Source organism: Sphingobacterium sp. HSC-15S19, from assembly GCF_050433745.1.
Taxonomy (GTDB): domain Bacteria; phylum Bacteroidota; class Bacteroidia; order Sphingobacteriales; family Sphingobacteriaceae; genus Sphingobacterium; species Sphingobacterium siyangense.
This window is the reverse complement of the sequence record NZ_JBNPWQ010000010.1, coordinates 104,324-127,670: the sequence shown is the minus strand read 5'-3', so window position 1 is coordinate 127,670 and position 23,347 is coordinate 104,324. Positions and strand designations below refer to the sequence as shown.

Sequence of the window (23,347 nt, the reverse complement as noted above, 5' to 3'; positions counted from 1 at the left end):
TCGATTAGTATAACTCAAATAATGCTTCGATTTCTACGGGAATATTATCGGGCAAAGAACCAAATCCAACGGCACTACGTGTTCCGATACCATTCTCTTCTCCCCAAACCGCAGCGAATAGCTCACTACAGCCGTTAATTACACCTGGATGATAAAGAAAATCCGAGGTACAGTTGACCATACCCAATACCTTGATCACACGCTTGATTTTGTTCAATGAGCCCAAATTGGTTTTAATGGTCGATAACATGGTTAGGCCAACTTGTCTCGCTGCAAGTTTGCCTTCTTCAGGACTGATATCACTTCCAATGCGACCGATAATTAATGCAGCATCATCTTGTACGGGACCATGACCAGAAAGATACAGATACTTGCCGTCAATGACGTATGGTTTATAGACACCTTTAGGTGCCGGTGCTGGAGGTAATGTCAAACCTAATTTTTCGAATTGTTCGTCTGCGTTGTACATCTTTAACGATTTTAAAGTTTAAAATAATAGCTAATATAAAATTAATTGCAATAGTAAAACAGCAAGGAGCCCAACAATGGAAACAATCGCTTCCATGATCGACCAGGAAAATAACGTATCCTTTACGCTTAGGCCAAAGTACTCTTTAAATAGCCAAAATCCGGCATCATTGACATGGGAAAACATCAGACTTCCGGCTCCTATCGCCAATACCATAAGGTTGGGATCCGCTTTTCCCCCTGTAACAATAGGTAGCAGAACACCAGCGGCTGTCAAGGCGGCTACTGTGGCCGAGCCGACACAACCTCTGATAACAGCTGTAATTAACCAAGCCAACAGTAAAGGTGAAATGGGGAGCTGCTGCAGGGTATTGGCCAATAACAGACTGACCCCACTGTCCTCCATCACTTGTTTAAAAATTCCCGAGCCAGCAATAATCAATAGAATCATGGCAATATCTTTCACCGCAGACTCATAGATTGTCATCACATTGGTCATCGATCGTCCCAATTTCAATCCTAATATATAGGTTGCTACACCGACCGCAATAACCATAACAACGGTAGGGTTACCCACGAACTTCAATCCCTCCTGCAGCGCTATATTGGTTGTATGATAGCAATAAGGAAGCAGTGTAAATAAGACAATGAGCAATACCGGCAGCAAAGCAACAGCCAAACTTACTCCCACTGTCGGGCGCGGATACTGCGCAGACTCCGAACGATCTTTCTCGCGAAAAATTGATTCCTGACTTGCCCGTATATTTTTGAGGCTTCTTCCAAAAATTGGCCCACCCAAAATAATAGCAGGTATGGCGATCAAAAGACCATAGATAAGAGTCAGTCCCATATCAGCGTGAAACAGGGCAACTAATGCAACCGGCGAAGGATGCGGCGGAATAAAACCATGCGTTACAGACAGGGCTGCCAGCATCGGTAATCCAATATATACTGTCGGCAACTTATAGCGGTAGGAAATCGAAAATATCAAGGGAACTAATAAGACAAATCCGATTCCATAAAATAGCGGTATTCCAACGATAAAACCCGTCAACATAAGCCCCCACTGCAGGTATCGCTCTCCCATCAGGCGGACCATTTGCTCAGCAATTATCTCGGCGGCCCCACTTTCAGCTACAATTTTCCCTAACATCGCGCCCAATACAATAATTAAAGTCAGGCTCCCCATAACGCCCGCAACGCCCTTTTCAACTGTCCCCACTAACTGTGCCGGTGGAATACCCAAACAAAGTCCACTGAGTAAGGAAACAACTAAAAAAGCGAGAAAGGCATTGATCTTAAAATAAGTTATGCAAAGGATAAGCAAACAAATGCTGATTACAATGAGGATTATAGTCATTATATCACTATTAGGTTTTCCCTCAATTTGAGAGCTTGTATAAAATTTGGTCTATTAAATCATTTTTTCATCCTGAAAGTAAGGTTATTTTTCATTTTTTGCAAGGAAAATGAAAAATTAATGAAAATAAAAAAGGTATGGCTTACACCATACCTTTCTGTTTCCGTGACCTATCTCTTTTTGCTTTCATGACCTATCGTCAAAAAAAACCAGCAATAGGCCCTTGTTGAAAATTTATTTTTTAGGGATCTCTTTGAGAATTTCGAGCACAAAACTCCAAAACTTCTGCACCGAAGAAATGGAGACACGCTCTGCAGGCGAATGTGCACCTAAGATTGTTGGTCCAAAAGAAATCATATCCATTTCGGGATAGTTTGTTCCCAAGATACCGCACTCAAGCCCGGCATGGCAAGCCACCACTTCTGGAGCTTCACCATGTTGTCTCGTATAAATTGATTTGAGCACTTCTAAAATCTCAGAATTTGGATTAGGTGCCCATCCTGGATAATTGCCCGAAAAACCGACGGTAAAACCACCCAGTTCAAATGCAGCTTGTAAAGATTGGGCTAAATCAAATTTAGAGGTTTCAACAGAAGATCTGGTTAGACATTTGATGGAAACCTTTTCCCCGCCTAATTCTACTTTAGCAATATTATTGGAGGTTTCTACCAAATCTTCAAAATCGGCACTCACACGATACACACCATTTAAGGCCGCATAAACACTATTGATCAGGTTTTCCTGCACGTTTACTGGAACTACTGTTGCATAAGCAGCATCAGTTTGCTTTACGACAATTTCCATAGCCGGTTCTGTCGTTGCAAATTCCAATTTAATATCCTGAGCCAATTGTGTCAAATTCTGAACAAAGTCAGTTGCTTTATCCTTACTGATAACCACCTTTGCAACACTTTCTCTCGGAATTGCATTGCGTAGACTTCCGCCCAATAAAGAAGCAATACGCAATCCATAATGTGCATTGGCGCCAAATAACAAACGGTTCATTACTTTATTGGCATTGGCAAAACCTTTATGAATGTCCATACCAGAATGCCCCCCATGTAGTCCTTTTACTGTAATTTCAAAAGATAACGTATCAAAAGGACAAGGCTCTGCAACGTAGGACTGCGTTGCCGTCACATCAATGCCCCCAGCACAGCCAATATCGATTTCAGTATCATTCTCTGTATCCAAATTCAACAGGATTTCGCCCGAAAGCACATCGCCTTTTAAACCTAAAGCTCCCGTCATGCCTGTCTCTTCATCAATCGTAAACAAAGCTTCAATGGCAGGGTGTTCAATAATGGATGATTCCAAAATCGACATGATTGTCGCAACGCCAAGACCGTTATCTGCCCCCAAAGTGGTACCCTCAGCTTTTACCCAATCACCATCAACGTACATCTTAATGCCTTCATTATCGAAGTCAAAAACAGTATCGTTATTTTTTTGGTGCACCATATCCAAATGCGACTGCAATACAATCGTTTTACGGTCCTCCATTCCCGGAGTAGCAGATTTTTTGATGAGCACGTTGCCAATCTCATCAACGCTTGTTTCTAAACCCAAGGATTTACCAAAGTCTACCATAAAGGCAATCACGCGCTCTTCTTTTTTAGAAGCTCTCGGGACCGCATTCAATGCAGAGAAATTTTTCCAAATTGCTTTTGGTTCTAAACTATTTTCAATCATATCTAAATTTTTTCCTTGGTCAAAGTTACTCCATTTTTATTAGATATCCGGTGATTATTGGCTTAGAATAAAAACAAAAGCCAATCACTGTTCGTTCTAATACAGGGTATAAACATCAACATATCATTATGCATAGACCAGTACAAGTTGAACGGAAGGATATTTACTTTAAACCAGATAAAAAGAGAGTTTTAGCACGTTTTTTCTCACTGGGGGATGATCGTACCATTAAAGTTCTCAAACGTATCTTATCCTTGAATGAATCAGAGCGAAAAGAAGTCTTTGGCCAGGTACTCCGAAGCTATACAAAAAGACATCGTAGTATAGTCCATATCTTTGAACGTAATTTTGACCGCATAAGCCACTTATTGGAAAAGATTCCATTTCCAAAAGAGAAACTGAGCCAAATTGACAAGCTACTGATCGGCTCCTATTTCACGATGGAATATTCGATTGAATCGGCGGCATTGTTTAATCCCTCCATTATAGAACATCCGGACCAGACAGAATTATTCAGGGGTGAAAAACGCATTATTTTGAGTTTCAGGGCAACCGGAGAAGGCCATGTCTCTTCGATCGTTTTTCGATCAGGGACATTGGATGTTGACAACAATATACATATCGATTATGTCGGCAGTTTATTGGATAAACCTATGCAAGTCAAAAATCACCGTTATCACAAGGAGTCATTCTTAAAGAAAATGAATGAGTTGCATGCCGAGCCAACGGAAGTTAAGTCCAAACTGGAAGCTAAGCTAACGGAGACATTTACCTACGAGGAACTCAAACGGTACATCGATGAAGTACGGCGCGATAGCGACGAAAACCTGGAAAATGTGACATTTCTACAACAGGCGCTCTGGCTCGCTTCCTCGCATTATGAAATGACTTTCTCCTTGGACACTTCCATTTCAGAACGCGTGATATTTCCGATTGCCGATACCGAAAAAAGAGGAATTGAAGATGCGCGTTTCGTTCAGTTCAAAAACGAAAGAGGTGAGAGCACGTACTATGCAACATACACCGCTTACGATGGATTCAGCATCCTCCCGAAATTACTCACCACAAAAGATTTTTACCATTTTAAAGTGAAACCTATTTATGGTGAAATTGCCAACAAGGGGGCTGCACTATTTCCACGTAAAATAAATGGACGTTATGCGATGCTCTGCCGCATTGATGGTGAGAACAACTACATCGCCTACTCCAATAATATCAATATATGGCAGGAAACGGCAATCCGGATTCAACAGCCAGAATATCCGTATGAATTTGTTCAGATCGGTAATTGCGGTTCGCCGATAGAAACGCAATACGGCTGGCTGATTTTAACCCATGCCGTTGGACCAATGCGTGAATATGTCCTAGGCGCAGCTCTTTTGGACTTGGACAACCCGCATGTGGAAATTGGACGCCTACATAGCCCATTGATGACGCCCAATGACGAAGAGCGAGAAGGCTATGTACCAAACGTCATTTATTCCTGCGGAGCGATAGTACACAACGAACACCTCATTTTACCTTATGCGATGTCCGATTATGCATCAACCTATGCGACCATCAAGCTCGAAGATTTATTGCTCGCTATCTTGAATCCTGATCGTTATCAATAAAAGCACGGTAAACTACGATATAAGCCAAATAGAAACAAAGGGTACTCTCCGCCCCTTGGTTTCTATTGATGCCATAGGATTCGAGGCCATCACAGCAACCTTTGGTTTCCTCATCATACAAACCGAGCCGAAGATCATTCTCTCCTAAAAACCAGCGGAAAGAAGCAATCATACGGGTAAAATAGACCTTTTTATTGGTCAATCGAAAAGCTTCACGATACATAAATACCATTGCCGTGACATCAAGTGGCTGCTGACCAAACTTGCTGATATGCTTCCCTTGCTTGGCCCACTCCTGGTTTCCGACCAATGAAAGCGCGCCATTCTGGACAGTCATACTTTCGAGAAACTTTAAAGTCGATAATCCCAACTGTTTTATTGTTTCATCGTTCAAAAAAGGATAGGCCGTCAATAACGCATAGGGCAAAATTGCGTTATCATAACTCAATACCGCTTCAAACCATTGCCAGTTTTCATCTGAGCTTGCCTCGTATTCCCGTACCAGCTTGCCGATAAGGGCCCGCATCAACTCTATCATCACCTCGTCATTGGATTGATGATGCAAATATTCCGCAATCCCCAGTACAGTATAAGCTATCGCCCGGTTGGAACGCAACTGGCCAAAATTTGGAACGGCCCTAAAAAACAGTTCATGCCCCAATTGATAATAGCTTGTCAATTTTGTCTCCCGAAGAAGTACGCCCAATGCCCACATGGTCCGTCCAAAGGAGTCCTCCGAACCGACCTCATCGAGGAAACTATGTTGGAAATTCATAAAATTGTGAAAAAGCCCATCTTCGCGCTGATGATAATAGATATAACTCAAGTAGGTCGAGATGCGACGATCGAGCCTTTTGTCAGCAAAATCTTGCTGCGCCAATAAAGTAACTAAAAGTGCTCTTGCATTATCGTCCAGACAATAGCCCTCTTTGTAGTTCGGTAAAGAATAAGTTGCATGCTGTAAGATACCGACCTGATTGGTCAGTCTGTCGATATGCTTCCAACTGAATTTGGGCATTTCCTCTATACTAAATCCAACATTTTCTTTGAGGCTATCGTAGGTAGGAATAATTTTATCTAAAATTCGTGTGTACCGGAGGCCTATATTTTTCCAGGTCATCTCTTTACCAAATATACGGGCATTGTCTCTTAGTGTCGTGCGATAGTCCAAATTTGAAAACAGATTTTTGAGCACTTCGGCCATCTTAGCTGAATTTTTAAATTCGACGAGCACTCCCCTTCCATCAGCGAGCAATTCTTTGGCGTGCCAATAAGGAGTGGACACCACCGCTGCTCCGGCACCGATGGCGTAAGACAATGTTCCACTTGTAATTTGCGCCTCATTAACATAAGGTGTAACATAAACATCGCAGGCACATAGATACTCCACAAGATCGGCTTGACTAACAAAGGAATTAACAAATTTCACATGTTCCTGCAACTGATAGGTTTCCACAAGACTGCCCAGGTATTCCCGATATTCCTCGCCGGAATGTGCCAATACATTGGGATGCGTTTTACCAACAACGAGGTACAACAGATCCGGTTCATCTTTGACGACCTCAGGGAGGGATTCAATCACCATTTCAATTCCTTTGTTTCGCCCCAAAAAACCGAAGGTCAATAAGACTTTCTTCCCGGAAAGTCCTTTTTTAAGCTTGGCAAGCTCATGATCTAAAGTAAACTCCGGCACACCGTGGTGTATCAGCCTAACTTTGGAGGTATTGACCCGATAAATCGATTTGAGTAATGTAATTGCATAATTGCTCATGACGATTACAATGGAAGCCCGTTTTACAATTTCAATAAGAATGGCCTTTTCATCAACATTGGGTTTTTCGAGAATGGTGTGAAAATTAACAAGTAGCGGAATGTGTAATGCATTAATCAATGATAAGATATATATGCCGCTATTCCCTCCAAAAATGCCATATTCGTGTTCGAGTATGACGCAATCGTACCCGTTTTCATTAATATAATTTGCGGCTTCAATATAGGACAATTGACGATGTTGATCTATTTTAAACACGACCTCACTGGGATAAACATAGTCCCGATCCGCGACCGCAAAAACATGTTGCGTCAGTTCCTGATTATGCAGTGCTACAGCATGCAATAAATCTGATGTAAAAGTGGCAATTCCACATTCTTTGGGCAAGTAGGTACTTATATAAGCAATCTTCATTGGAATAATATTTTGAATATAGCCCGGACAAAGGCAATAGCATCGTGTGCTCCACTATCTAAATGCGTTTCGAACGAAAATTGTTTGTCACAACTGTATGAATTAAATCGGAGGAAGGTTGGACGACACTTTGTGCAGATCAGTACGTTGCTATAAAACCTGGCGCTGAAAAGCTGTCCATTTGTTGGAAACAGTATAATTTGTTGGAAAACAGGGTATCCATTGATTATGCTTAGTAGAAAACAGAACCTTGATTATGCGAAATAAGAGCGCTCAATATCCTAGATTCACAACACGTAGATTGCTATTGCTTTTAAAAATCAATTTATCTAAGTTTGTTACAGAAAAACGGGCATTGAATGAAATCAGCAAAGGAAAAAATGATTGCCGGACTTCCCTATATTGATTCGGAGGGGCAATTATTTAAGGAAAGACAATACGCAAAAGAAGAACTGAAGCGATTTAACGATTCAGAGCCGAAACAACTGAAATTCAGAAAACAGATTATTCAAAAACTGTTTAAAGCGACGGGAACCCGATTCTTTCTCGAACCTCCTTTTCGTTGCGATTATGGTTATAATATTGCTATTGGTGAGAACTTTTACAGCAACTATAATTGTACGATTTTAGACGGCGCACCGGTTACCATAGGCGACAATGTATTATTTGGGCCCAATGTAAGTCTCTTTACAGCTGGTCATCCCCTCCATTTTGAAGCAAGAAATCAAGGTTGGGAATTTGCGTTGCCGATCGTTATCGAAGATAATGTATGGATCGGTGGACATGTTGTCGTCAACCCCGGCGTGCGAATCGGAAAAAATTCGGTCATTGGTTCTGGATCGGTCGTCACAAAAGATATACCAGCGGATGTCGTAGCTGCAGGCAATCCTTGCCGGGTGATACGTAACATTACCGAAGCGGATCGGATCAACTATACTGAAAATCTGTAGGGATAACACAGGTCACAAGGGATAACATGGGGCACATTTATAAGAAAACGATCTATCTTCCCACTTACTGTTAACTTACAGAATCATTTGTTAAAGATAATGAATAGGTGACGGTGGCTTCATGTTGTTTCAGAAGAGCAAATCCATTACTTGTCCAAAAATGTTGCTGATCGCCGGTCACATTTGCAAGAAGATATTGACCAGCAAACGTATGGATAAATAGTCGCGCATGCTTCAATAATGCTGTGCCTACACCTTTCAGCCTTACATGTGGAGCAACAGCGAGGAAATGGATTGTATAAGTATCACCTGAACTAATCAGGCTCAGCACGCCTACCACTTCGTTTCCATCGTAGGCCGCAAAATGCGTCGCTTCAAAATCGCCCTCCAACATCACCTCGGCCAACTTACCTTCCGGAGCGAAAACCTCTTTTCGAAGTTTCCAGGTCCGGGCGGCAAAAACTTGTTCAATGTACCAATCTATCATAATCCTTTTTCTAAAGACATAAACGCGTCGGAAAGATGATTGATGGTATCTGAAGGTAATAAGGAATAGGTGCCGATCGTCTTCACTGCAATATCTGCCGCGCGCCCATGCATATATACCCCCATAATTAAAGCCTCTTTAGAAGAATAGCCCTGTCCAAGCAAGGAGGTGATTATCCCTGTCAGTATATCACCACTGCCTCCTGTTGCCATCCCAACATTGCCCGTACTATTGAAGTACACCATCCCATCGGGCATAACCATAGCACTATTAGCCCCTTTTATTAATACGTAAAACTGATGTTTACGTGCAAAAACTTTCACTTTCTCAATCTTTTCAAAATCATCTTGCCAAGCACCCAATATCCGGCTAAGTTCTTTGGGATGGGGAGTCAATATACTATGCGCTGGAACAAAAGCCCAAAGATTCGGTTCGCGGGAAAGAATATTTAAAGCATCAGCATCTAATACCAAAGGAGTATCATTAACACGGGTTATAAATACCTTTAGCGCATCAATTGTATGCGGCGCTGTTCCCATGCCGATTCCGATACCAACAGACTGATAGCCATCGATTGCCGGGAATTGGCTAATAAAATCTTGTTCAGGATCAGTCAACACCATCGCTTCGGGCACAGCGGTCTGTAAGATGGTATTACCACCGTCAGGTACATAAGCGGAAGCTAAACCGCAGCCCGCTCGAAGAGCCGCTTTTAACGCAAGCTGAACGGCCCCCATTTTACCTTTACTTCCGCCAATAATAAGGGTATGACCAAATGTTCCCTTATGATCAAATTTCCTTCGTTGTCGATAAAAGGACCTGACAAGCGGCTCGTCGACATAAAAAAGATTGGTTTCTGCCGCTTCAATTGCTCGTTGGCTAAGATCGATATCCAATACCTTGAAGTCTTTTACATACCATTGGTTTTCGGGCAGCAGCAAGGCCATCTTGGGAAACTGAAAGGTATAAACCAAATCTGCCTTTACAATTGGAACATCTGCAGCAGTCTTTTTATCTGCCAGTAGTCCAGAAGGCATATCGACGGAATAGATCCTTGCACCACATCCATTTATACTGGAAATTATACCGTTCCAATCGGCTGTTAATACACGCTTTAATCCATAACCAAACAAGCAATCCAGTACGATTGCATCGGAAGGGATATCAATCTGGTTTTCCGCTGCAATTTTTTGAATCATATGATTGGGTAAACGCTTTTGATTGGCAAGATTATCAGCGGAGTAATCCGCTACATCCATTAAATAAACCTTGACTTGAGCCTGCTGTTGATCCAACAGACGAGCCAGCACCAAGCCATCGCCGCCGTTGTTTCCTTTACCGCAGAAGATGAAAAAGGTACTGTGCTCCAATCGGGGATGAAGCTTTTTAATTTCCTCAAAAACAACTGTTGCAGCTCGTTCCATCAGGTCTAGACTACTGATTTTTCGATCCTTTAGGGTTTCACTATCAATTCTGTTTATCTGCTGAGCGGAAAGTATCTTCATTTGGTCGCTATTTTTATTGAAAGTAGCTATTCTCAAGGTCAATTAAAAATCTCGGTATAATTTTTTGGCAGGCTGGCGATAGTGATCCTAGTGTACGATCCCACGAAGGAACTACATCAGATCGCTATCGTTTAGCTCATGCACGTGTCTGCTTTTTATTCACTTGTTGTTATCGGCTTCTTATTCACTTATTGTTACCTCTTTCACTCCGCCTGTACGTTTCAAGGTACCCCAGGTATTCAATTCACCTTTAATGGCTTTTCTGACAGACTTGAATAAAACGAAGTACATCAGTTGACGCCAGAAAAAACGCTGCGGAAACAAATAAATTAAATTGCTAAGCTTCTCGCCTTCCATTTTAAAGGCAATACCTGCAAAGAACATATCCACGAATACAAAAAGGAAGTAATAAAACATCACTTGACCAAAACCGTTATGCAGTGAAAATAATCCTGCAATTCCCGTCCAGCTGATACCATTTACCTCGCTTAAGGAGAAAAGACCACTCACTAGAGAGAATAACATAAAAATATCGGCCAAAGGAGCAAATAAAGGAAGTATAATCTGAAAAATCAGAATATTAGGCATTCCGACCATACCAAAATAGCCATATTTGGGATTCAACAAGGTCTGTTTATTTTTCCAAAAACTCTGCAACACACCAAAACTCCAACGGAAACGTTGCTTGAAGAGCATTTTGACCGTATCTGGTGCTTCCGTATAAGCAATTGCTTCAGATGAATTTCGCACGGTATAACCCGCTCTTAATATACGCATGGTTAAATCACAATCTTCCGCTAATGTATCTGTAGTAAATCCGCCCACTTCCAAAATAACAGATCTACGAAAGGCCCCAATTGCTCCTGGTACGACCGATATCATATTGAGCAAATCGAACGCTCTCCGATCCATATTCTGTGAGGTGATATATTCGATCGATTGCCAATGTGTCAATATATTATGCACATTTCCCACTTTAACACTACCCGCAACAGCGGCGACCTGAGGTTTATTGAAATATTTCATCAACTGTTTTAGCGCATCTGTTTTCAGTTGTGTATCGGCATCGATACAAAGCACAAACTGTGCTTCGGATTGTTGGATACCATAGTTAAGCGCAGACGCTTTCCCCCCATTTGGTTTTGTAAACAACCTTACTTTAGCATGATCGCCATACACCTTACTGACAATCTCAAAAGTTTTATCTTTCGATCCATCATCAACAAAAATCAATTCATAATTGGGGTAATCCAAATTCAACAGGCTTTTTATCGTTGCCAACACTGTTATTTCCTCATTATAGGCAGGAATGATCACACTTACCTTTTCCCGAGGTTCCACAACCAATTGAGATCGCTCTTTTTTACTTTTTTGTTTTTGTCGGATTGCCAGATAAGCAATCATTGCTGTTCTAAAAATTGCCAATACAATTGCAACGGAAAAAACCAAGTTAAGGAAGATGTTACCGTAAAACAATGTTCCTAAGAACAAGCGGTTGGAAGATCCACTAAATCCCGAATCGGAAGCATTTTCTACAGGTGGCATCAGTTCATCACGTTTTTTCCCCATTAAATCTCCAATCGTCGCAAATTTATAACCATGAGATTTAAAATAATGAATAATACGCGGCAAGGCGGCTATAGTCGCTTCTCGATTGCCTCCGGCATCATGTAATAGAATAATGTTTCCATTATCGCGTTGTTTTATGACTTCATTATAGATTTCATCTGCCGTACGACCAGGTAACCAGTCGTTGGGATCAATATACTCGCCGATATTGATGTAGTTCTCTTTCCGGCTCTGAGCAACAGGCAGAATTTCGGCAACAGTCTGTGGCTCGGCATCAGCATTAAAAGGAGCCCGGAAAAGAATTGTACTATGACCGGTTATGCATTCGATGATCTTTCGGGTGGCATTCAGTTCAAACTTAACGCGATTTGGGCCTATTGTGGACATATCAGGATGAAAAAAGGTATGGTTACCGAGTTCATGTCCTTCTTGATATTCTCTCCGAACCAGATCCATATTTTTCTCAGCCATAACACCAACAAGAAAGAAAGCTCCGGGAACATGTTCCTTTTTTAATATATCCAATACTTGTGGTGTATACGTAGGATCGGGACCGTCGTCAAAGGTCAGGACCACAGTATTATCTCGTTCTCCAAAGCGTTTGATTACATAATTACTTGGCGTCTTTACATACTCCTGATTCTGAACCATAAGCGTTGATGGGTCGTAAGTGAATTTCACTTCCCCCGGAGCAGGACTATTGACCAAGTCCAAAATTTCCCCATCCCCGATATATTGAATACCCCCGACATTGATCTGGCTTATCTTTCCAAAGTCAAAAGGTTCTTTTTTCAGATTTTCTCGGTTCAATGATCTTGAAATAAATGACCATAAACGGGAGTCTTCACTTCCTAAACGCCAAAGTGCAATACCAGCTAGCCCCCAGTCATCTGCTTTGCGGATAAGATTAAAATAGGTTGCAGCGTCTGTAAAATAAACATCATGATGCATCCCTGTCCCATCTTTATAGCTAAAGTTGAGATTTGCAGATTCGGGATCAAAAGTAATCTTAGCATTGTAATTATGCGCCAAAATAACAGCATTATCATATGTCAATGTCTTGCCGACACTGCCTTTTGGCCAATCATATCCATAACAGGCCAAAGCCAGAATCACCTTGTCTGCATCGATCTTATTGCAAAGTTCATCGAGATTTTTTTCGACCCATGCCTGATGTGAAATGGCGCCGGCATTACTTTCAGTGGAATGCTGATCATAAGCCATAAGTATGATGTAATCGTTGTACTTTTGCAAGGCAATGGGATCGTAATCATCATTTTCAGGTGAAATATCCTGCGTGACAAGTAGGCCATCTGTATGAAATACCGTATAGATGTGGGCCATAAAATCATTCAGCGCCTTGTGGTCATCCAACTGTAAATTCTCAAAGTCAATATTTATGCCAGCAAAGCCATTGCGCTTCACTTTAAGAAGGATATCGTCTATAAAACGCTGTTGTTTATCCGGATTAAGTAAAATAGCTTTTACAGTCTGCCCGTCAAAATCGTTACCACTGAAATTGGAAATCTGTGCGATAGCTTTGCGCTTATATTGATGAATGACCTTAAGCGCAGCAGTATCTGCTTTATCCACTACTGTATCTTGATTAGGCACAGTAAAAAAGGATTCCATAGCAACCATATCCAAATGACCAATATTGCGGCGCAGATCCGATAAAGACTGCTCACGAACTTCATTAGACCAAGAACTAACATAAAACCCCATATTGATTCTATCTTTGGTACCAATATGTTTCAAATGCTTCAGCTCCCGGTCACGTTTAATCTTCTCCAATTCGGATTTTACAATGGTAAACTCCTTAAATTGTTTGGATTTTTTTAATCTGGCGGTGGACTTTTCAGTCAATGCTGTGTTGGTATTAATTGTTGGAAAAGGAGGAATCTGAATCTTTCCCAATGTATAAACCACACAGATAACACCAATGATCAAACCTATCACCAATGCTCTGCTCATCCATGAAAAAGCGTACCAGCGCTTTTTGCTTGACGTCTGAAAAATCTGTTTTCCTGACATAATCGTATTCTTATTAACTTCGGCTAAGCTACATCAGAAAATGATCCAAAAAGTAGATGAATAGCTTAAAAATTTCTTAATTTTTTCAAATGATTCACACTTCGAATTATATCTAAATTTAAGTATATTCGATGAAACGCAATACACTAGCTCAGAAACTTTTATATGAGATCAATATATGTACTCATTCCACTCCTCTCGTGTCAGGTTTTCAGTGGATGTGGGCAGCCAAATGTTGCTGCACCTAATAACAAAACTTTGAATCCTGCGACTACTGAGTCAATAGCACCTGACAGGAACCAGTTTATCAACCCCGATGGGATGACGATCAAATCGCGCATTTTGTTACCAGAAGGCTTTAAAAGGCCTACCTACCGGGTCGAAGAATTTGGAAATTTTCTCGAAAATCTTCCATTATACCCCATCGACCAGGAGGTACATTATTATAACGGAAAAATTAAACCTAGAAATAACATCTACAATAGTGTTGTGAAGCTAGACATAGGAAAGCGCGATTTACACCAATGCGCCGATGCTGTAATGCGACTCAGGGCAGATTACTTATACCAACAAAAGCGGTATAAGGATATCAAATTCAACTTCCTTTCCGATAGCAAGCCCCGCGCATATACAAACTATGCAAAAGGAGACTACTCCTACCCAACCTATTGGAAATACCTGGAATATGTGTTTGCCTATGCCAATACGGCTTCGCTACACGATGAGCTGCCCAGCGCAAAAACGACTCAGGAAGTTAAGATTGGAGATACTTTTATCCAGAAAGGATCACCCATTGGCCACGCAATCATTGTAGTTGATCTAGCCAAGGACAATACTGGAAAAACAATCGTGCTGCTCGCGCAAAGTTACATGCCAGCCCAAGAAATACAAATTTTAAACAATTGGAACAACAGCACGCTTAGTCCTTGGTACGATATAGACCAGGATATTATAAAAACCCCTGAATGGACATTTTACCCTAAAAACCTCAAAACATGGGAATAGCCAGGGTTAAAAACTTGTGAATAGCCAGAGCTGATCATAATAATACTTTTTCAATCGATCAGGTGATGACCAAACAACAGGTAAAAAATAATAAAAGATATTTTTGTCTTTTATTATAAATTTCTATTTTTGTACCCGATAGTCACTTGCAAATGAACCCTATCAAGGTTTACCAAATTCCTCGTAGCGAGGTGGATTTTTTTGTTTTTTATTCCGATCAAATAAAAGATAAAAAGGTATTTAAATATTTTATTATGATTACTGAAGCACAAAAAGAGTTAATCAAAGGCACTGTACCGATTTTAAAAGAATATGGTGTAGCGCTGACTAGTTATTTTTATAAACGTATGTTTGCCCACAATCCTGAGCTTAAACATATCTTCAATATGGGAAACCAACAAAATGCGCGACAACAAACGGCGTTGGCTACAGCTGTGTTAGCCTATGCGGAGCATATCGAGAATCCCGCAGTCCTCCTTTCTGCAGTGAAACATATTGGACAAAAACACAGTAGTCTCAATATTCGTCCGGAGCATTATCAGATTGTTGGCAAGCATCTATTGGCCTCCATTCAAGAAGTATTGGGGGATGCAGCAACAGAAGAACTGATTGAAGCCTGGAAAGTTGCCTATTTTCAATTAGCAGATCTGATGATCGGAGTCGAAAAGGATATGTATGATCAAATGATCCAGAACGAGGGCGGATGGACGGGTTGGAAGCCATTCACCATTGTAAAAGTGGTATCTGAGACCGCCGAGATTCAGTCTATTTATCTTAAGCCAACAGATCAAGGAAAACTTCCAAAACATGAGGCAGGCCAGTATGTAAGTGTACGTGTATTTCTTCCCGAATTACACCTGTATCAACCAAGACAATATAGTCTTTCCGATGCGAGCAATGGAGAGTACCTTCGGATTTCGGTAAAAAGAGAAGCTACGGAAGGAAAACCTGAGGGTATGGTGAGTAATTATATACATCAATACTTTGAAGTTGGAAAACAACTGGAACTCACAGCACCTACAGGTTCCTTTCAACTTATCGAAAGTGAAAAACCACATGTATTTATTAGTGGTGGAGTTGGTCAGACCCCATTAATTGCCATGTTAGAGCATTTAGCTGACAAGAAAGAAGACAAACCAATCACTTGGATCCACGGTTGCCGTAACCCTGATTTACATGCGTTTAAAGAAAGATTAATAACATTGGAAAATCAACATCAAAACATAACTAGTTTTTCTTTCTATGACGAAGCTCAAGATGCGGATGCCGACGTACTTGTGGGTTGGGTTGATCTCGCTAAAATAGATGCTTCGCATCTTCCACAGGAGGCAAACTATTACCTCTGTGGCCCATCAGGATTTATCAAAAAGCACTTCCAATATTTAACGAATCAGGGTGTCAACGCTGAGAACATTCATTTCGAAGAATTTGGTCCAGCATCTTTGCAACTAAATTAATTGCACTACCCCACTTCATCAAATAGTCATCCCTAATTTTTAATCATTGGCGGATGGCTATTTTTGATTTTGTACATTTGCAAAAAGCAAAAAGATTATGGGTATTTTTTCTAAAACATGTGAATATGGACTACGGGCAGTTTTTTTTATCGCACAAAGCTCCCAAGAAAATAAACGCGTGAGCATAAAAGAAATAGCAGAGAGCATCCATTCTCCGGAAGCTTTTCTAGGCAAGATACTACAGAATCTAAGCCGTGCAGGTATCATTCGATCCATGAAGGGACCTGGTGGTGGATTTTACCTCGATAGGGAAGACATGTCCACTCCACTATCCGAAGTCGTCAAAGCGATCGATGGTGAAAGTCTATTTGTCGGCTGCGGCATGGGGCTTGAATTCTGCTCCGAACAATATCCCTGTCCCTTGCATCACGAGTTCAAAAGCATACGCAACAACCTCTCGGAAATGCTTCAAAAAACAACGGTCGGCCAATTCAATGATGACCTGATTAAAGGGAAAATCCTGTTAACGAAAAGCCATATCGACCCGAATAAAACCACGGGTAATTCCTTGGATTAACAGGCTAAATCTTCAGCTTTTTCCTTCATTTTTTCTATTGAGTACCGTTTTGAAAATAATTCGGAAGACGTAAAATTCGCTTTTTTTCGTATAAAACTACACGTTCACATAATCCACATAACACAGCTGATTAAAAGCAATATAAAAATTACAAAACATTAGAATGTATCGCATTTAAGCGTCCCGGCATCCAATTATTCAAATCATTGAAATTACGCGAAATAGGATACCCCAAGACCATTTCTAAACTTGTTATCAGGTCGCCACCAAACTCGATATAACTCCCTGAAAGTAACCCTCACTTTTTATTTAATCCGCTCCATGAAACAAGGAAATAGGCTTTTTGTCAGCCTATACCAAGGCAACAATGCTCCTTTTTTGACGTATTTCTTTTGGGTTAAACCCAAAAAACATGAATTATTTTCTGACTATCACACCATTTTCATACAATTTTGCAGCTTTTAATATAAAACCAAAAAAAATACAAATTAACATCTAAACAACAACATATTACATATTTTATATAAATAAATAAAACACATATAAAACGGTTTAAAAAGCTTGATTTTTATAACAGAAAGGGTGTGGATAAAATTTTATCCACACCCTTTCTGTTATTCATGGATAGCGCTAAAGCGGGCATTCCCTCCAGTGCCGGATACAAAAAAATACAGGAGACCACAATCTTTAAATTCTTCATGTGTATTGTACAGTTCGAGGTCACAGTTCCCGCCATTAACGATGATTACCTACGAAAAGAGCATCCATGTAGTAGAGCGCGCACTTGTACTTAACTATAATTTCTCTAGCGCTTCTACCAACATCATGCGAAACGTTTCGACACCCAAAGCAAGTTCATTTGTAAAGACCACTTCATTAAATATAAGCAAACACCGGATTTTACACCATTTTAATTCGATCTAAGACAACATCTCTACACAATTAGTCCTTTACTTACAATTTGAATAAAATTACTTAGAACGAGTAATAACAACCTTTCAGCAAAACTATAGGATGATACAGGACACTTGTCCGCTACATAGACACGCAACTCCCGCCTGAATCGATCTGCGGCGACCGAGACCAACCATCCAAATCACCAGACTTAATTCTAGCCCTCTTTTAATCGATTTAAGACATCTTCTCCGAGTAAAGCACCTTACGGTCACTCAAGAAAAAAAGAAGCAAAAACGAGCTTAAAACAACCTTCACAGCATCGGACCAGCACTGGAATGTGATGAGTTAGACACCCCTTTCGGTATAGCCAATAGCTTCAAAAAACAACAAAATAAATCAATAAGAAGATTTAATACAGCTAAATAAACAGAATAGCCTTAAGTAAAACATTACAACTAAAACTACCCAAATCCATTAAAATCAAATTCACACAGAACAAAACAAACGCTTTTATTATATTTAAGTTTTCCCAACAAACCATGAGTAACACCCCCTCTTTATCGAGATCATTTTTAAAAGCAGAACTTGTAAAAATCAGGAAAACCCGCAATGTAATCATTGGTATATTCCTCGCGATGTTCGTTTTTTGTTACGGATTTTTTCTGCTGTCTTTTTTTCAGAAATGGTCGGACAGTGAAGACAGGCTATCGTTTTTTTACAAATCACTCCCTACCCTATCCTTTCTTTTCGCTTACCTAGGCTTTGCGTTCGGCCTGTTGAGTTGGATAGCTTACATTAAAAACCAAAAATTCATCCATGCACTACAACAACTGAACGACGATGATCTTGATATCTACCAACAATATAGCAGACGGCTGGTCCGCATCTTTTCAGCTATCTCCCCATATCTTTTTTGTGAAAATGAAATTTTATTTTTCCCATTCATTGGAAACAAACAGATCCCAATTAGTCAAATCCATCGCATTGAAACAAAAATCATAAGAAACTACCGGGGGCCCAACAGCTATCGCATCTATTTCTATAATGAATTCAACAAAATCTATCAGGTCACCATGAATCAGAAAGGAGCTTTTGATTTCTTACAGGAGCAACTTCGGAAGGAAAATCCAACGATAGTTGTTGTCGCTAGAAACCATTAAACACATACGAGTTTTCAGATAATTCAGCGAAAAAGCGGAGCATCCCCATATCATCGCTCATTGAACTGCTAAATGTGATCCAGTTAAAAAATTCAGTCCTATGCTTCTCGCGAAAACCAACAGTCGACACCTACAACCTATCGCTTATTCCCAAAGAAAACTAGACTGGAAGATACAGCCGATATTTACCCGACTCAGCAACTTCTTTGATCACCTGGTTTCTTTCTTCCAGAAAGCGCAACATGTATCGGGTTAAAAATAGCCATTCTGCAAGCCTTCCCAGAACCCCGAGAGGAGCCTTAAAATTGAACACATCGCGCATTAATACTTTACCATGTTCCAGTTCCTTGAAAATATGCTGGTGATCCATCGAATGAAACACTCCTTGAGTCATTCGATCTTCGAAAAAATGAGATTTTTCCATCGCTGTTATCTGTACAGTTAATGTTTGCTTTACGCCAAGATGCCTTGCACGCCAACGCACATGCTGACCTACCTCGATTAATCCTGTCGTCACCCCATCAATTGCCTTCTCCCCAGTTTTCTTTGTCGAATACATATGCAGATCAATACTACGTGCCAAGTCAAAAACAACCGATAAAGGAGCTTCTATAATTGTATCTAAAATAAGCTGCGGCATAATACTCTTTTAATATATTTCACACGAATTTCGTAAAATTCAGTAATTTCTTTAGGATCGGGCTCGAGAATTTTCTAAATTGATTTACCTTCAGAACGGCAACTAGACAATAATCATGATAACACTACTTCAATTCGAAAAATCAGATTTTCCGCTTTTTAAGTCATGGATTCGATCAGCAGAGGAACTATTACAGTTCGCAGGACCGTATTTTTCGTTTCCGCTTACCGATTACCAACTTGAAAAATACATTCAAGACCCAAAGCGAAACGCCTTTAAAATAATCGACACAGCAACCAAAGAAATTATCGGCCACTGCGAATTAAGCTTCGAACGGGACATTCCAAGACTTTGCCGCATCCTAATTGCAAAAAGTTCCGAACGAAATAAAGGTTACGGCAAGAGCACTGTGAACACACTCCTCAGGCGGCTTTTTATTGAAGGCAATTATGAAACAGCCGATTTAAACGTTTATGACTGGAATCACAATGCAATCCGATGTTATGAAGCCGTAGGTTTTCGAATTAACGAAAATATGATTTCGGAAGTAACAATTGGCAACGAAACCTGGAAAAGCCTCAATATGAAGATTAGCAAATCTGACTGGAAAAGTTAATTTAGCGCTATGAAAAATAAGCGAAAATTAAAGCATATAGCAATATGTTTATTCGTAATGGGTGCATTGCTCGGTTTTTACAGCTAGAAAATCGAGCCACATTGGGTAAAATACGAGCAGATCAATCTAACTGTAAAACATTTACCAGAAGCATTGGAAGGAAAATCATTGATCCAGATCTCGGACATCCATATCGGCAACTATGTGGATAAAGATTTTATAAAAAGAACCTTTCGGGAAATCGGAGCATTAAAGCCCGATATCGTGGTATACACCGGCGATTTTGTACGTCTTGTTAACAATAAAATCCCCTTAGAACAACTCAATGAAGTCATGCAAGATGCCCCAAAAGGCAAACTTCAAACATTGGCAATTCTAGGCAATCATGACTATGGAAAAAATTTTCAGGACAGTGCGGCAGCAGATTCAATCGTTAGCCTACTCCATGGATATTCGATAAAAGTATTGAGAAATGAAAGCGTAATAACCCAAGGGTTAAGAATATTTGGTATAGATGACTTTTGGGGAACAAACTTTGACCTTGTAAAGGCCATGAAAGACTACGATCAATCTCAAGCCAGTTTAGTATTATGTCATAATCCGGATGCCGCAGACCTCGACGGCTGGAATAGATACAATGGCTGGATCCTGGCAGGACACACACATGCTGGCCAAGTAAGAATTCCTTTTTGGGGCTCCCCGATTATTCCCGTAAAAAATAAAAACTACGATCAAGGAATCAAGAAAATAAGCGGAGACAGAACATTATATATCAACCGCGGACTGGGACACAGCATTCCCATCAGATTCAACGCCCGACCCGAGGTTACCATTTTCACATTAAGGAAAGAATAACAATCCAAGGAGCGATTCAATTTGCCCCGTTCCTTTAAAGAAGATATGGATAAAAGGCCGTATGAATCGTCTGTCTATAATCTTCCAGTGGATTTCCATTTTGGTGTGCAGCCAAAACAGCATAGCTTGAGCTCCAAAAATCTGAAATGATAAAAAGTTGGCGCACGAACCCCTGTAAATTTACCAAGGGTATATCAGAACGAAACATGCCTAACTCAGCGTAATACAAAAATAGAGAGACAAGTTGCTCTTCACGCTGTGTCACCAAATTTCTGTAAGCTTCTGCAATACTGGGGATCCAGTTGCAAATTTCAACAAAATTCTCAAAAATAAACCTGTATTTCGATATCAGCGCATAAGAGCCATCAATAAAACTATCCAGCACCTGGCGAAATGTGCTTGCATCATCTTCAGGCTTCAAAATCATCTTTTCATACTCATTTTGCAATAATTGGAAAAGTTGAAAAATAATATCCTCGGTATGTTTAAAATGATAATGAAGATTACCGGCACTTATATTCAGTTCCTGAGCAATTTGACGCGTTGTTACCGTACGTATACCATCACGATTATAAAGCTTCAACGCGCCCACAATAATTTTTTCTTTCGTATTCATGATGCAAAATTAGAACAGTTGTTCTAATTTTGCATCATAAACTAAAAATAAGATCATAATACATGGAAAAATCAACGGGAAATTGGCTAAAAAGGCAATACATCGAATTAAAACAAACTTTAATCCCAGCTCATCCAAACGACAGTTCTTGGAAGAAATTCGGTAAACAGACTGCTTTCTTTATGTTTTTAACTTTAATGGTATGTGGTGCTATAGCAATGTTAATCGCCGTTTCCTTCGCTCATTAAGTAGGGAGCTGTTTGACGGCTTATTTATCTTCTACTGGTTTTGTTGGTTCTTTATTCGATTTACTCGGGCTAATCATTTCCCTATCCCCTTCCTAAACGACTGGCTGACTGATTTCGTTTTTGTACCGATTATTATCCATTGTTCATCTATAGTAGGTAGTTATGTATTCAACAATGGCAGAGCCCATGGTTATCCGCTTTACCAAATCTGGATAATTTCATTCTTCACCTCCTTACTTTTTGAATGGATCATGCCTCAATGTACCACTTATAATACCGGAGATATTGCTGACGCCGCAGCTTACTTTGCTGGAGGGTTATTTTATTTCTGTTTCCATCAATCCTTCTATATCAAAAAAAATCATCAACTTATCCGAGAGAGGAACAATAAGCAGAAATTTACCTTATAAATTCTTAGAAGACAACGTAGAATCAACAGCATTTAAGGCAAAATATCACAAAACGACAAGGGTAACCTCAGAAGGACAGCATAAAAAGTATACAAATCACGTAAAAAGTAGACAGATCACATCAAAATTAGATCAACGACATATTCACAATAAAGGGGAATTCTAAAAATTGAACTTTTTCTGTAAAGGTAATCGTGAAATTATACCGGTAGGGAAAAACTCTTTTCGCTCTCAAGAGCGATTAATGAAAGCGATTTAAATGCTGAAACTGCAGGAAGCCTCTCTTTATTAAGAATACCATTAGCGGGAAAGCAGGCATTCGAATAAATGTAAAAAACCTTTGTTTGACTCCAAATACCCTGACATCAAACAAAAGGCCTTATAATCATCAATACTCGTTTAAGAGTACTTTTTCAGCTAATACTCGATCAAGACTTCAGTGACTTGAGCACCTTGTTTAGCACTTTTAAATTTAAACTTCACTTTCTGATTCAGGTTCAATTTCTGTCCAGCAAGACGGTCATTGAAATAAATAGATTGCTGAGTTTCGTTGTCTCTAATAAACCCATAGTTGGAGTCGTTATTGTAATGGACAACTTTTCCGAAGGAATACTCGTCATGATGATTTGAGGCCATGCTTGGACTCTCCCCTTCTTTCAATTTTATCGCAGGTCTATCTGAAATATTCCCATGTTCATCAACATAAGCAAACAATTCTTCCAAAGATTTCCCCTTGTCGTTGTTTGTTTTGTTGAATTCTTTTTTCTCAATTTTTTGTTGTTTTTTGAGTAGTTTCTTTTTTTCTCGTTCTTTTTTGTTAAATGTAATTTGGCTTTTGCTCATTCAATATGGATTAAAATAAATGTTCCCGAGGAGGTTACGGACCTTTAGAGCTTCGTTGAAAAGATAAAAATGCGATGTGTTCTAAGGAGATAATTGCAAAGGTACAAAAAATTCTTTAAAAAAGGGATATTGAGCGATCCTGTACAAAGTGATCTTAACC

General features: G+C 40.0%; 20 protein-coding genes. 9 read left to right on the top strand and 11 right to left on the bottom strand.

Features of this window, described 5'->3' with window-relative positions; all coding sequences use genetic code 11:
- Positions 1-4: 4 nt before the first annotated feature.
- The 3 genes from L1283_RS10390 to L1283_RS10380 all read right to left on the bottom strand — a co-directional run bounded on the left by L1283_RS10390 (position 5) and on the right by L1283_RS10380 (position 3,520).
- Entirely contained in the window at positions 5-469 is a 465-nt protein-coding gene (locus L1283_RS10390; RefSeq protein ID WP_075993294.1) for a RidA family protein, read from the bottom strand.
- A 30-nt stretch (positions 470-499) separates the two neighbouring features.
- The gene (locus L1283_RS10385) at positions 500-1,828 is read right to left on the bottom strand and encodes a gluconate:H+ symporter (protein WP_429626095.1); all 1,329 of its coding nucleotides are present in this window, start codon (positions 1,826-1,828) and stop codon (positions 500-502) included.
- 234 nt (positions 1,829-2,062) lie between these two features.
- Positions 2,063-3,520 carry an aminoacyl-histidine dipeptidase gene (locus L1283_RS10380; RefSeq protein WP_429626094.1) on the bottom strand — a complete coding sequence of 486 codons (1,458 nt, stop codon included), beginning with the start codon at positions 3,518-3,520 and terminating at the stop codon, positions 2,063-2,065.
- A 128-nt stretch (positions 3,521-3,648) separates the two neighbouring features.
- Between L1283_RS10380 and L1283_RS10375 the strand changes: the two genes are divergently transcribed.
- Positions 3,649-5,133, top strand: coding sequence for a glycoside hydrolase family 130 protein (locus tag L1283_RS10375; protein WP_088162150.1), 1,485 nt, complete (start codon positions 3,649-3,651; stop codon positions 5,131-5,133).
- Here L1283_RS10375 and L1283_RS10370 read toward each other — a convergent pair.
- Entirely contained in the window at positions 5,105-7,318 is a 2,214-nt protein-coding gene (locus L1283_RS10370; protein WP_088162151.1) for a glycosyltransferase family 4 protein, read from the bottom strand. The genes L1283_RS10375 and L1283_RS10370 overlap by 29 nt on opposite strands.
- 359 nt (positions 7,319-7,677) lie before the next feature.
- On the opposite strand from L1283_RS10370, the gene L1283_RS10365 reads away from it, so the two are divergent.
- Complete coding sequence (locus tag L1283_RS10365; protein WP_088162152.1) at positions 7,678-8,268, top strand: sugar O-acetyltransferase; 591 nt, start codon at positions 7,678-7,680, stop codon at positions 8,266-8,268.
- A 70-nt stretch (positions 8,269-8,338) separates the two neighbouring features.
- Here the strand turns inward: L1283_RS10365 and L1283_RS10360 are convergent, their stop codons facing one another.
- The 3 genes from L1283_RS10360 to L1283_RS10350 form a co-directional block, all read right to left on the bottom strand.
- Positions 8,339-8,755, bottom strand: coding sequence for a GNAT family N-acetyltransferase (locus tag L1283_RS10360; RefSeq protein WP_088162153.1), 417 nt, complete (start codon positions 8,753-8,755; stop codon positions 8,339-8,341).
- Positions 8,752-10,260, bottom strand: a complete 1,509-nt coding sequence (locus L1283_RS10355; protein ID WP_429626093.1) for an NAD(P)H-hydrate dehydratase — start codon at positions 10,258-10,260, stop codon at positions 8,752-8,754. Before L1283_RS10355 ends, L1283_RS10360 begins: the two co-directional genes overlap by 4 nt.
- Positions 10,261-10,440: 180 nt before the next feature.
- Positions 10,441-13,863, bottom strand: coding sequence for a glycosyltransferase (locus L1283_RS10350; protein ID WP_429626092.1), 3,423 nt, complete (start codon positions 13,861-13,863; stop codon positions 10,441-10,443).
- A 165-nt stretch (positions 13,864-14,028) separates the two neighbouring features.
- Between L1283_RS10350 and L1283_RS10345 the strand changes: the two genes are divergently transcribed.
- The 3 genes from L1283_RS10345 (at position 14,029) to L1283_RS10335 (ending at position 16,902) form a co-directional block, all read left to right on the top strand.
- Positions 14,029-14,868, top strand: a complete 840-nt coding sequence (locus L1283_RS10345; protein ID WP_429626091.1) for a DUF4846 domain-containing protein — start codon at positions 14,029-14,031, stop codon at positions 14,866-14,868.
- Positions 14,869-15,122: 254 nt separating this feature from the next.
- A complete protein-coding gene (gene hmpA / locus L1283_RS10340) occupies positions 15,123-16,325 on the top strand; it encodes an NO-inducible flavohemoprotein (RefSeq protein ID WP_429626090.1) in 1,203 nt (400 codons plus the stop codon).
- 97 nt (positions 16,326-16,422) lie between these two features.
- Positions 16,423-16,902, top strand: a complete 480-nt coding sequence (locus L1283_RS10335) for an RrF2 family transcriptional regulator (protein ID WP_088162157.1) — start codon at positions 16,423-16,425, stop codon at positions 16,900-16,902.
- 568 nt (positions 16,903-17,470) lie between these two features.
- On the opposite strand, the gene L1283_RS10330 is transcribed toward L1283_RS10335, so the two are convergent.
- Positions 17,471-17,602: a hypothetical protein gene (locus tag L1283_RS10330; protein WP_280176843.1), complete on the bottom strand. Its 132-nt coding sequence runs from the start codon at positions 17,600-17,602 to the stop codon at positions 17,471-17,473.
- 736 nt (positions 17,603-18,338) lie between these two features.
- Here L1283_RS10330 and L1283_RS10325 point away from each other — a divergent pair.
- Positions 18,339-18,959 carry a hypothetical protein gene (locus L1283_RS10325; RefSeq protein ID WP_145327031.1) on the top strand — a complete coding sequence of 207 codons (621 nt, stop codon included), beginning with the start codon at positions 18,339-18,341 and terminating at the stop codon, positions 18,957-18,959.
- 160 nt (positions 18,960-19,119) lie between these two features.
- Here L1283_RS10325 and L1283_RS10320 read toward each other — a convergent pair whose 3' ends face one another.
- Complete coding sequence (locus L1283_RS10320) at positions 19,120-19,599, bottom strand: SRPBCC family protein (RefSeq protein ID WP_145327030.1); 480 nt, start codon at positions 19,597-19,599, stop codon at positions 19,120-19,122.
- A 115-nt stretch (positions 19,600-19,714) separates the two neighbouring features.
- Here L1283_RS10320 and L1283_RS10315 point away from each other — a divergent pair, with 115 nt between their 5' ends.
- Together L1283_RS10315 and L1283_RS10310 are read left to right on the top strand one after the other, a co-directional pair.
- Positions 19,715-20,215: a GNAT family N-acetyltransferase gene (locus L1283_RS10315; RefSeq protein WP_286851146.1), complete on the top strand. Its 501-nt coding sequence runs from the start codon at positions 19,715-19,717 to the stop codon at positions 20,213-20,215.
- Between the two features lie 153 nt (positions 20,216-20,368).
- Positions 20,369-21,070, top strand: a complete 702-nt coding sequence (locus tag L1283_RS10310) for a metallophosphoesterase (RefSeq protein ID WP_158638781.1) — start codon at positions 20,369-20,371, stop codon at positions 21,068-21,070.
- 34 nt (positions 21,071-21,104) lie between these two features.
- Here the strand turns inward: L1283_RS10310 and L1283_RS10305 are convergent, their stop codons facing one another.
- Positions 21,105-21,686 (bottom strand): TetR/AcrR family transcriptional regulator, encoded by a 582-nt coding sequence (locus tag L1283_RS10305; RefSeq protein WP_286851143.1) that lies wholly within the window; start codon positions 21,684-21,686, stop codon positions 21,105-21,107.
- A 62-nt stretch (positions 21,687-21,748) separates the two neighbouring features.
- Here L1283_RS10305 and L1283_RS10300 point away from each other — a divergent pair, with 62 nt between their 5' ends.
- Positions 21,749-21,934, top strand: a complete 186-nt coding sequence (locus L1283_RS10300) for a hypothetical protein (RefSeq protein ID WP_429626089.1) — start codon at positions 21,749-21,751, stop codon at positions 21,932-21,934.
- 827 nt (positions 21,935-22,761) lie between these two features.
- On the opposite strand, the gene L1283_RS10295 is transcribed toward L1283_RS10300, so the two are convergent.
- Complete coding sequence (locus L1283_RS10295) at positions 22,762-23,187, bottom strand: cold-shock protein (protein ID WP_075993311.1); 426 nt, start codon at positions 23,185-23,187, stop codon at positions 22,762-22,764.
- Between the last annotated feature and the right edge of the window lie 160 nt (positions 23,188-23,347).

Coding starts and splice junctions, on each gene's coding strand:
- L1283_RS10350 (WP_429626092.1), bottom strand. CDS start 13,863: ATGTCAGGAAAACAGATTTTTCAGACGTCAAGCAAAAAGCGCTGGTAC.
- hmpA (WP_429626090.1), top strand. CDS start 15,123: ATGATTACTGAAGCACAAAAAGAGTTAATCAAAGGCACTGTACCGATT.
- L1283_RS10355 (WP_429626093.1), bottom strand. CDS start 10,260: ATGAAGATACTTTCCGCTCAGCAGATAAACAGAATTGATAGTGAAACC.
- L1283_RS10315 (WP_286851146.1), top strand. CDS start 19,715: ATGATAACACTACTTCAATTCGAAAAATCAGATTTTCCGCTTTTTAAG.
- L1283_RS10370 (WP_088162151.1), bottom strand. CDS start 7,318: ATGAAGATTGCTTATATAAGTACCTACTTGCCCAAAGAATGTGGAATT.
- L1283_RS10305 (WP_286851143.1), bottom strand. CDS start 21,686: ATGAATACGAAAGAAAAAATTATTGTGGGCGCGTTGAAGCTTTATAAT.
- L1283_RS10380 (WP_429626094.1), bottom strand. CDS start 3,520: ATGATTGAAAATAGTTTAGAACCAAAAGCAATTTGGAAAAATTTCTCT.
- L1283_RS10360 (WP_088162153.1), bottom strand. CDS start 8,755: ATGATAGATTGGTACATTGAACAAGTTTTTGCCGCCCGGACCTGGAAA.
- L1283_RS10325 (WP_145327031.1), top strand. CDS start 18,339: ATGAGTAACACCCCCTCTTTATCGAGATCATTTTTAAAAGCAGAACTT.
- L1283_RS10365 (WP_088162152.1), top strand. CDS start 7,678: ATGAAATCAGCAAAGGAAAAAATGATTGCCGGACTTCCCTATATTGAT.
- L1283_RS10375 (WP_088162150.1), top strand. CDS start 3,649: ATGCATAGACCAGTACAAGTTGAACGGAAGGATATTTACTTTAAACCA.
- L1283_RS10385 (WP_429626095.1), bottom strand. CDS start 1,828: ATGACTATAATCCTCATTGTAATCAGCATTTGTTTGCTTATCCTTTGC.
- L1283_RS10300 (WP_429626089.1), top strand. CDS start 21,749: ATGGAAAAATCAACGGGAAATTGGCTAAAAAGGCAATACATCGAATTA.
- L1283_RS10320 (WP_145327030.1), bottom strand. CDS start 19,599: ATGCCGCAGCTTATTTTAGATACAATTATAGAAGCTCCTTTATCGGTT.
- L1283_RS10345 (WP_429626091.1), top strand. CDS start 14,029: ATGAGATCAATATATGTACTCATTCCACTCCTCTCGTGTCAGGTTTTC.
- L1283_RS10295 (WP_075993311.1), bottom strand. CDS start 23,187: ATGAGCAAAAGCCAAATTACATTTAACAAAAAAGAACGAGAAAAAAAG.
- L1283_RS10330 (WP_280176843.1), bottom strand. CDS start 17,602: ATGAAGAATTTAAAGATTGTGGTCTCCTGTATTTTTTTGTATCCGGCA.
- L1283_RS10390 (WP_075993294.1), bottom strand. CDS start 469: ATGTACAACGCAGACGAACAATTCGAAAAATTAGGTTTGACATTACCT.
- L1283_RS10335 (WP_088162157.1), top strand. CDS start 16,423: ATGGGTATTTTTTCTAAAACATGTGAATATGGACTACGGGCAGTTTTT.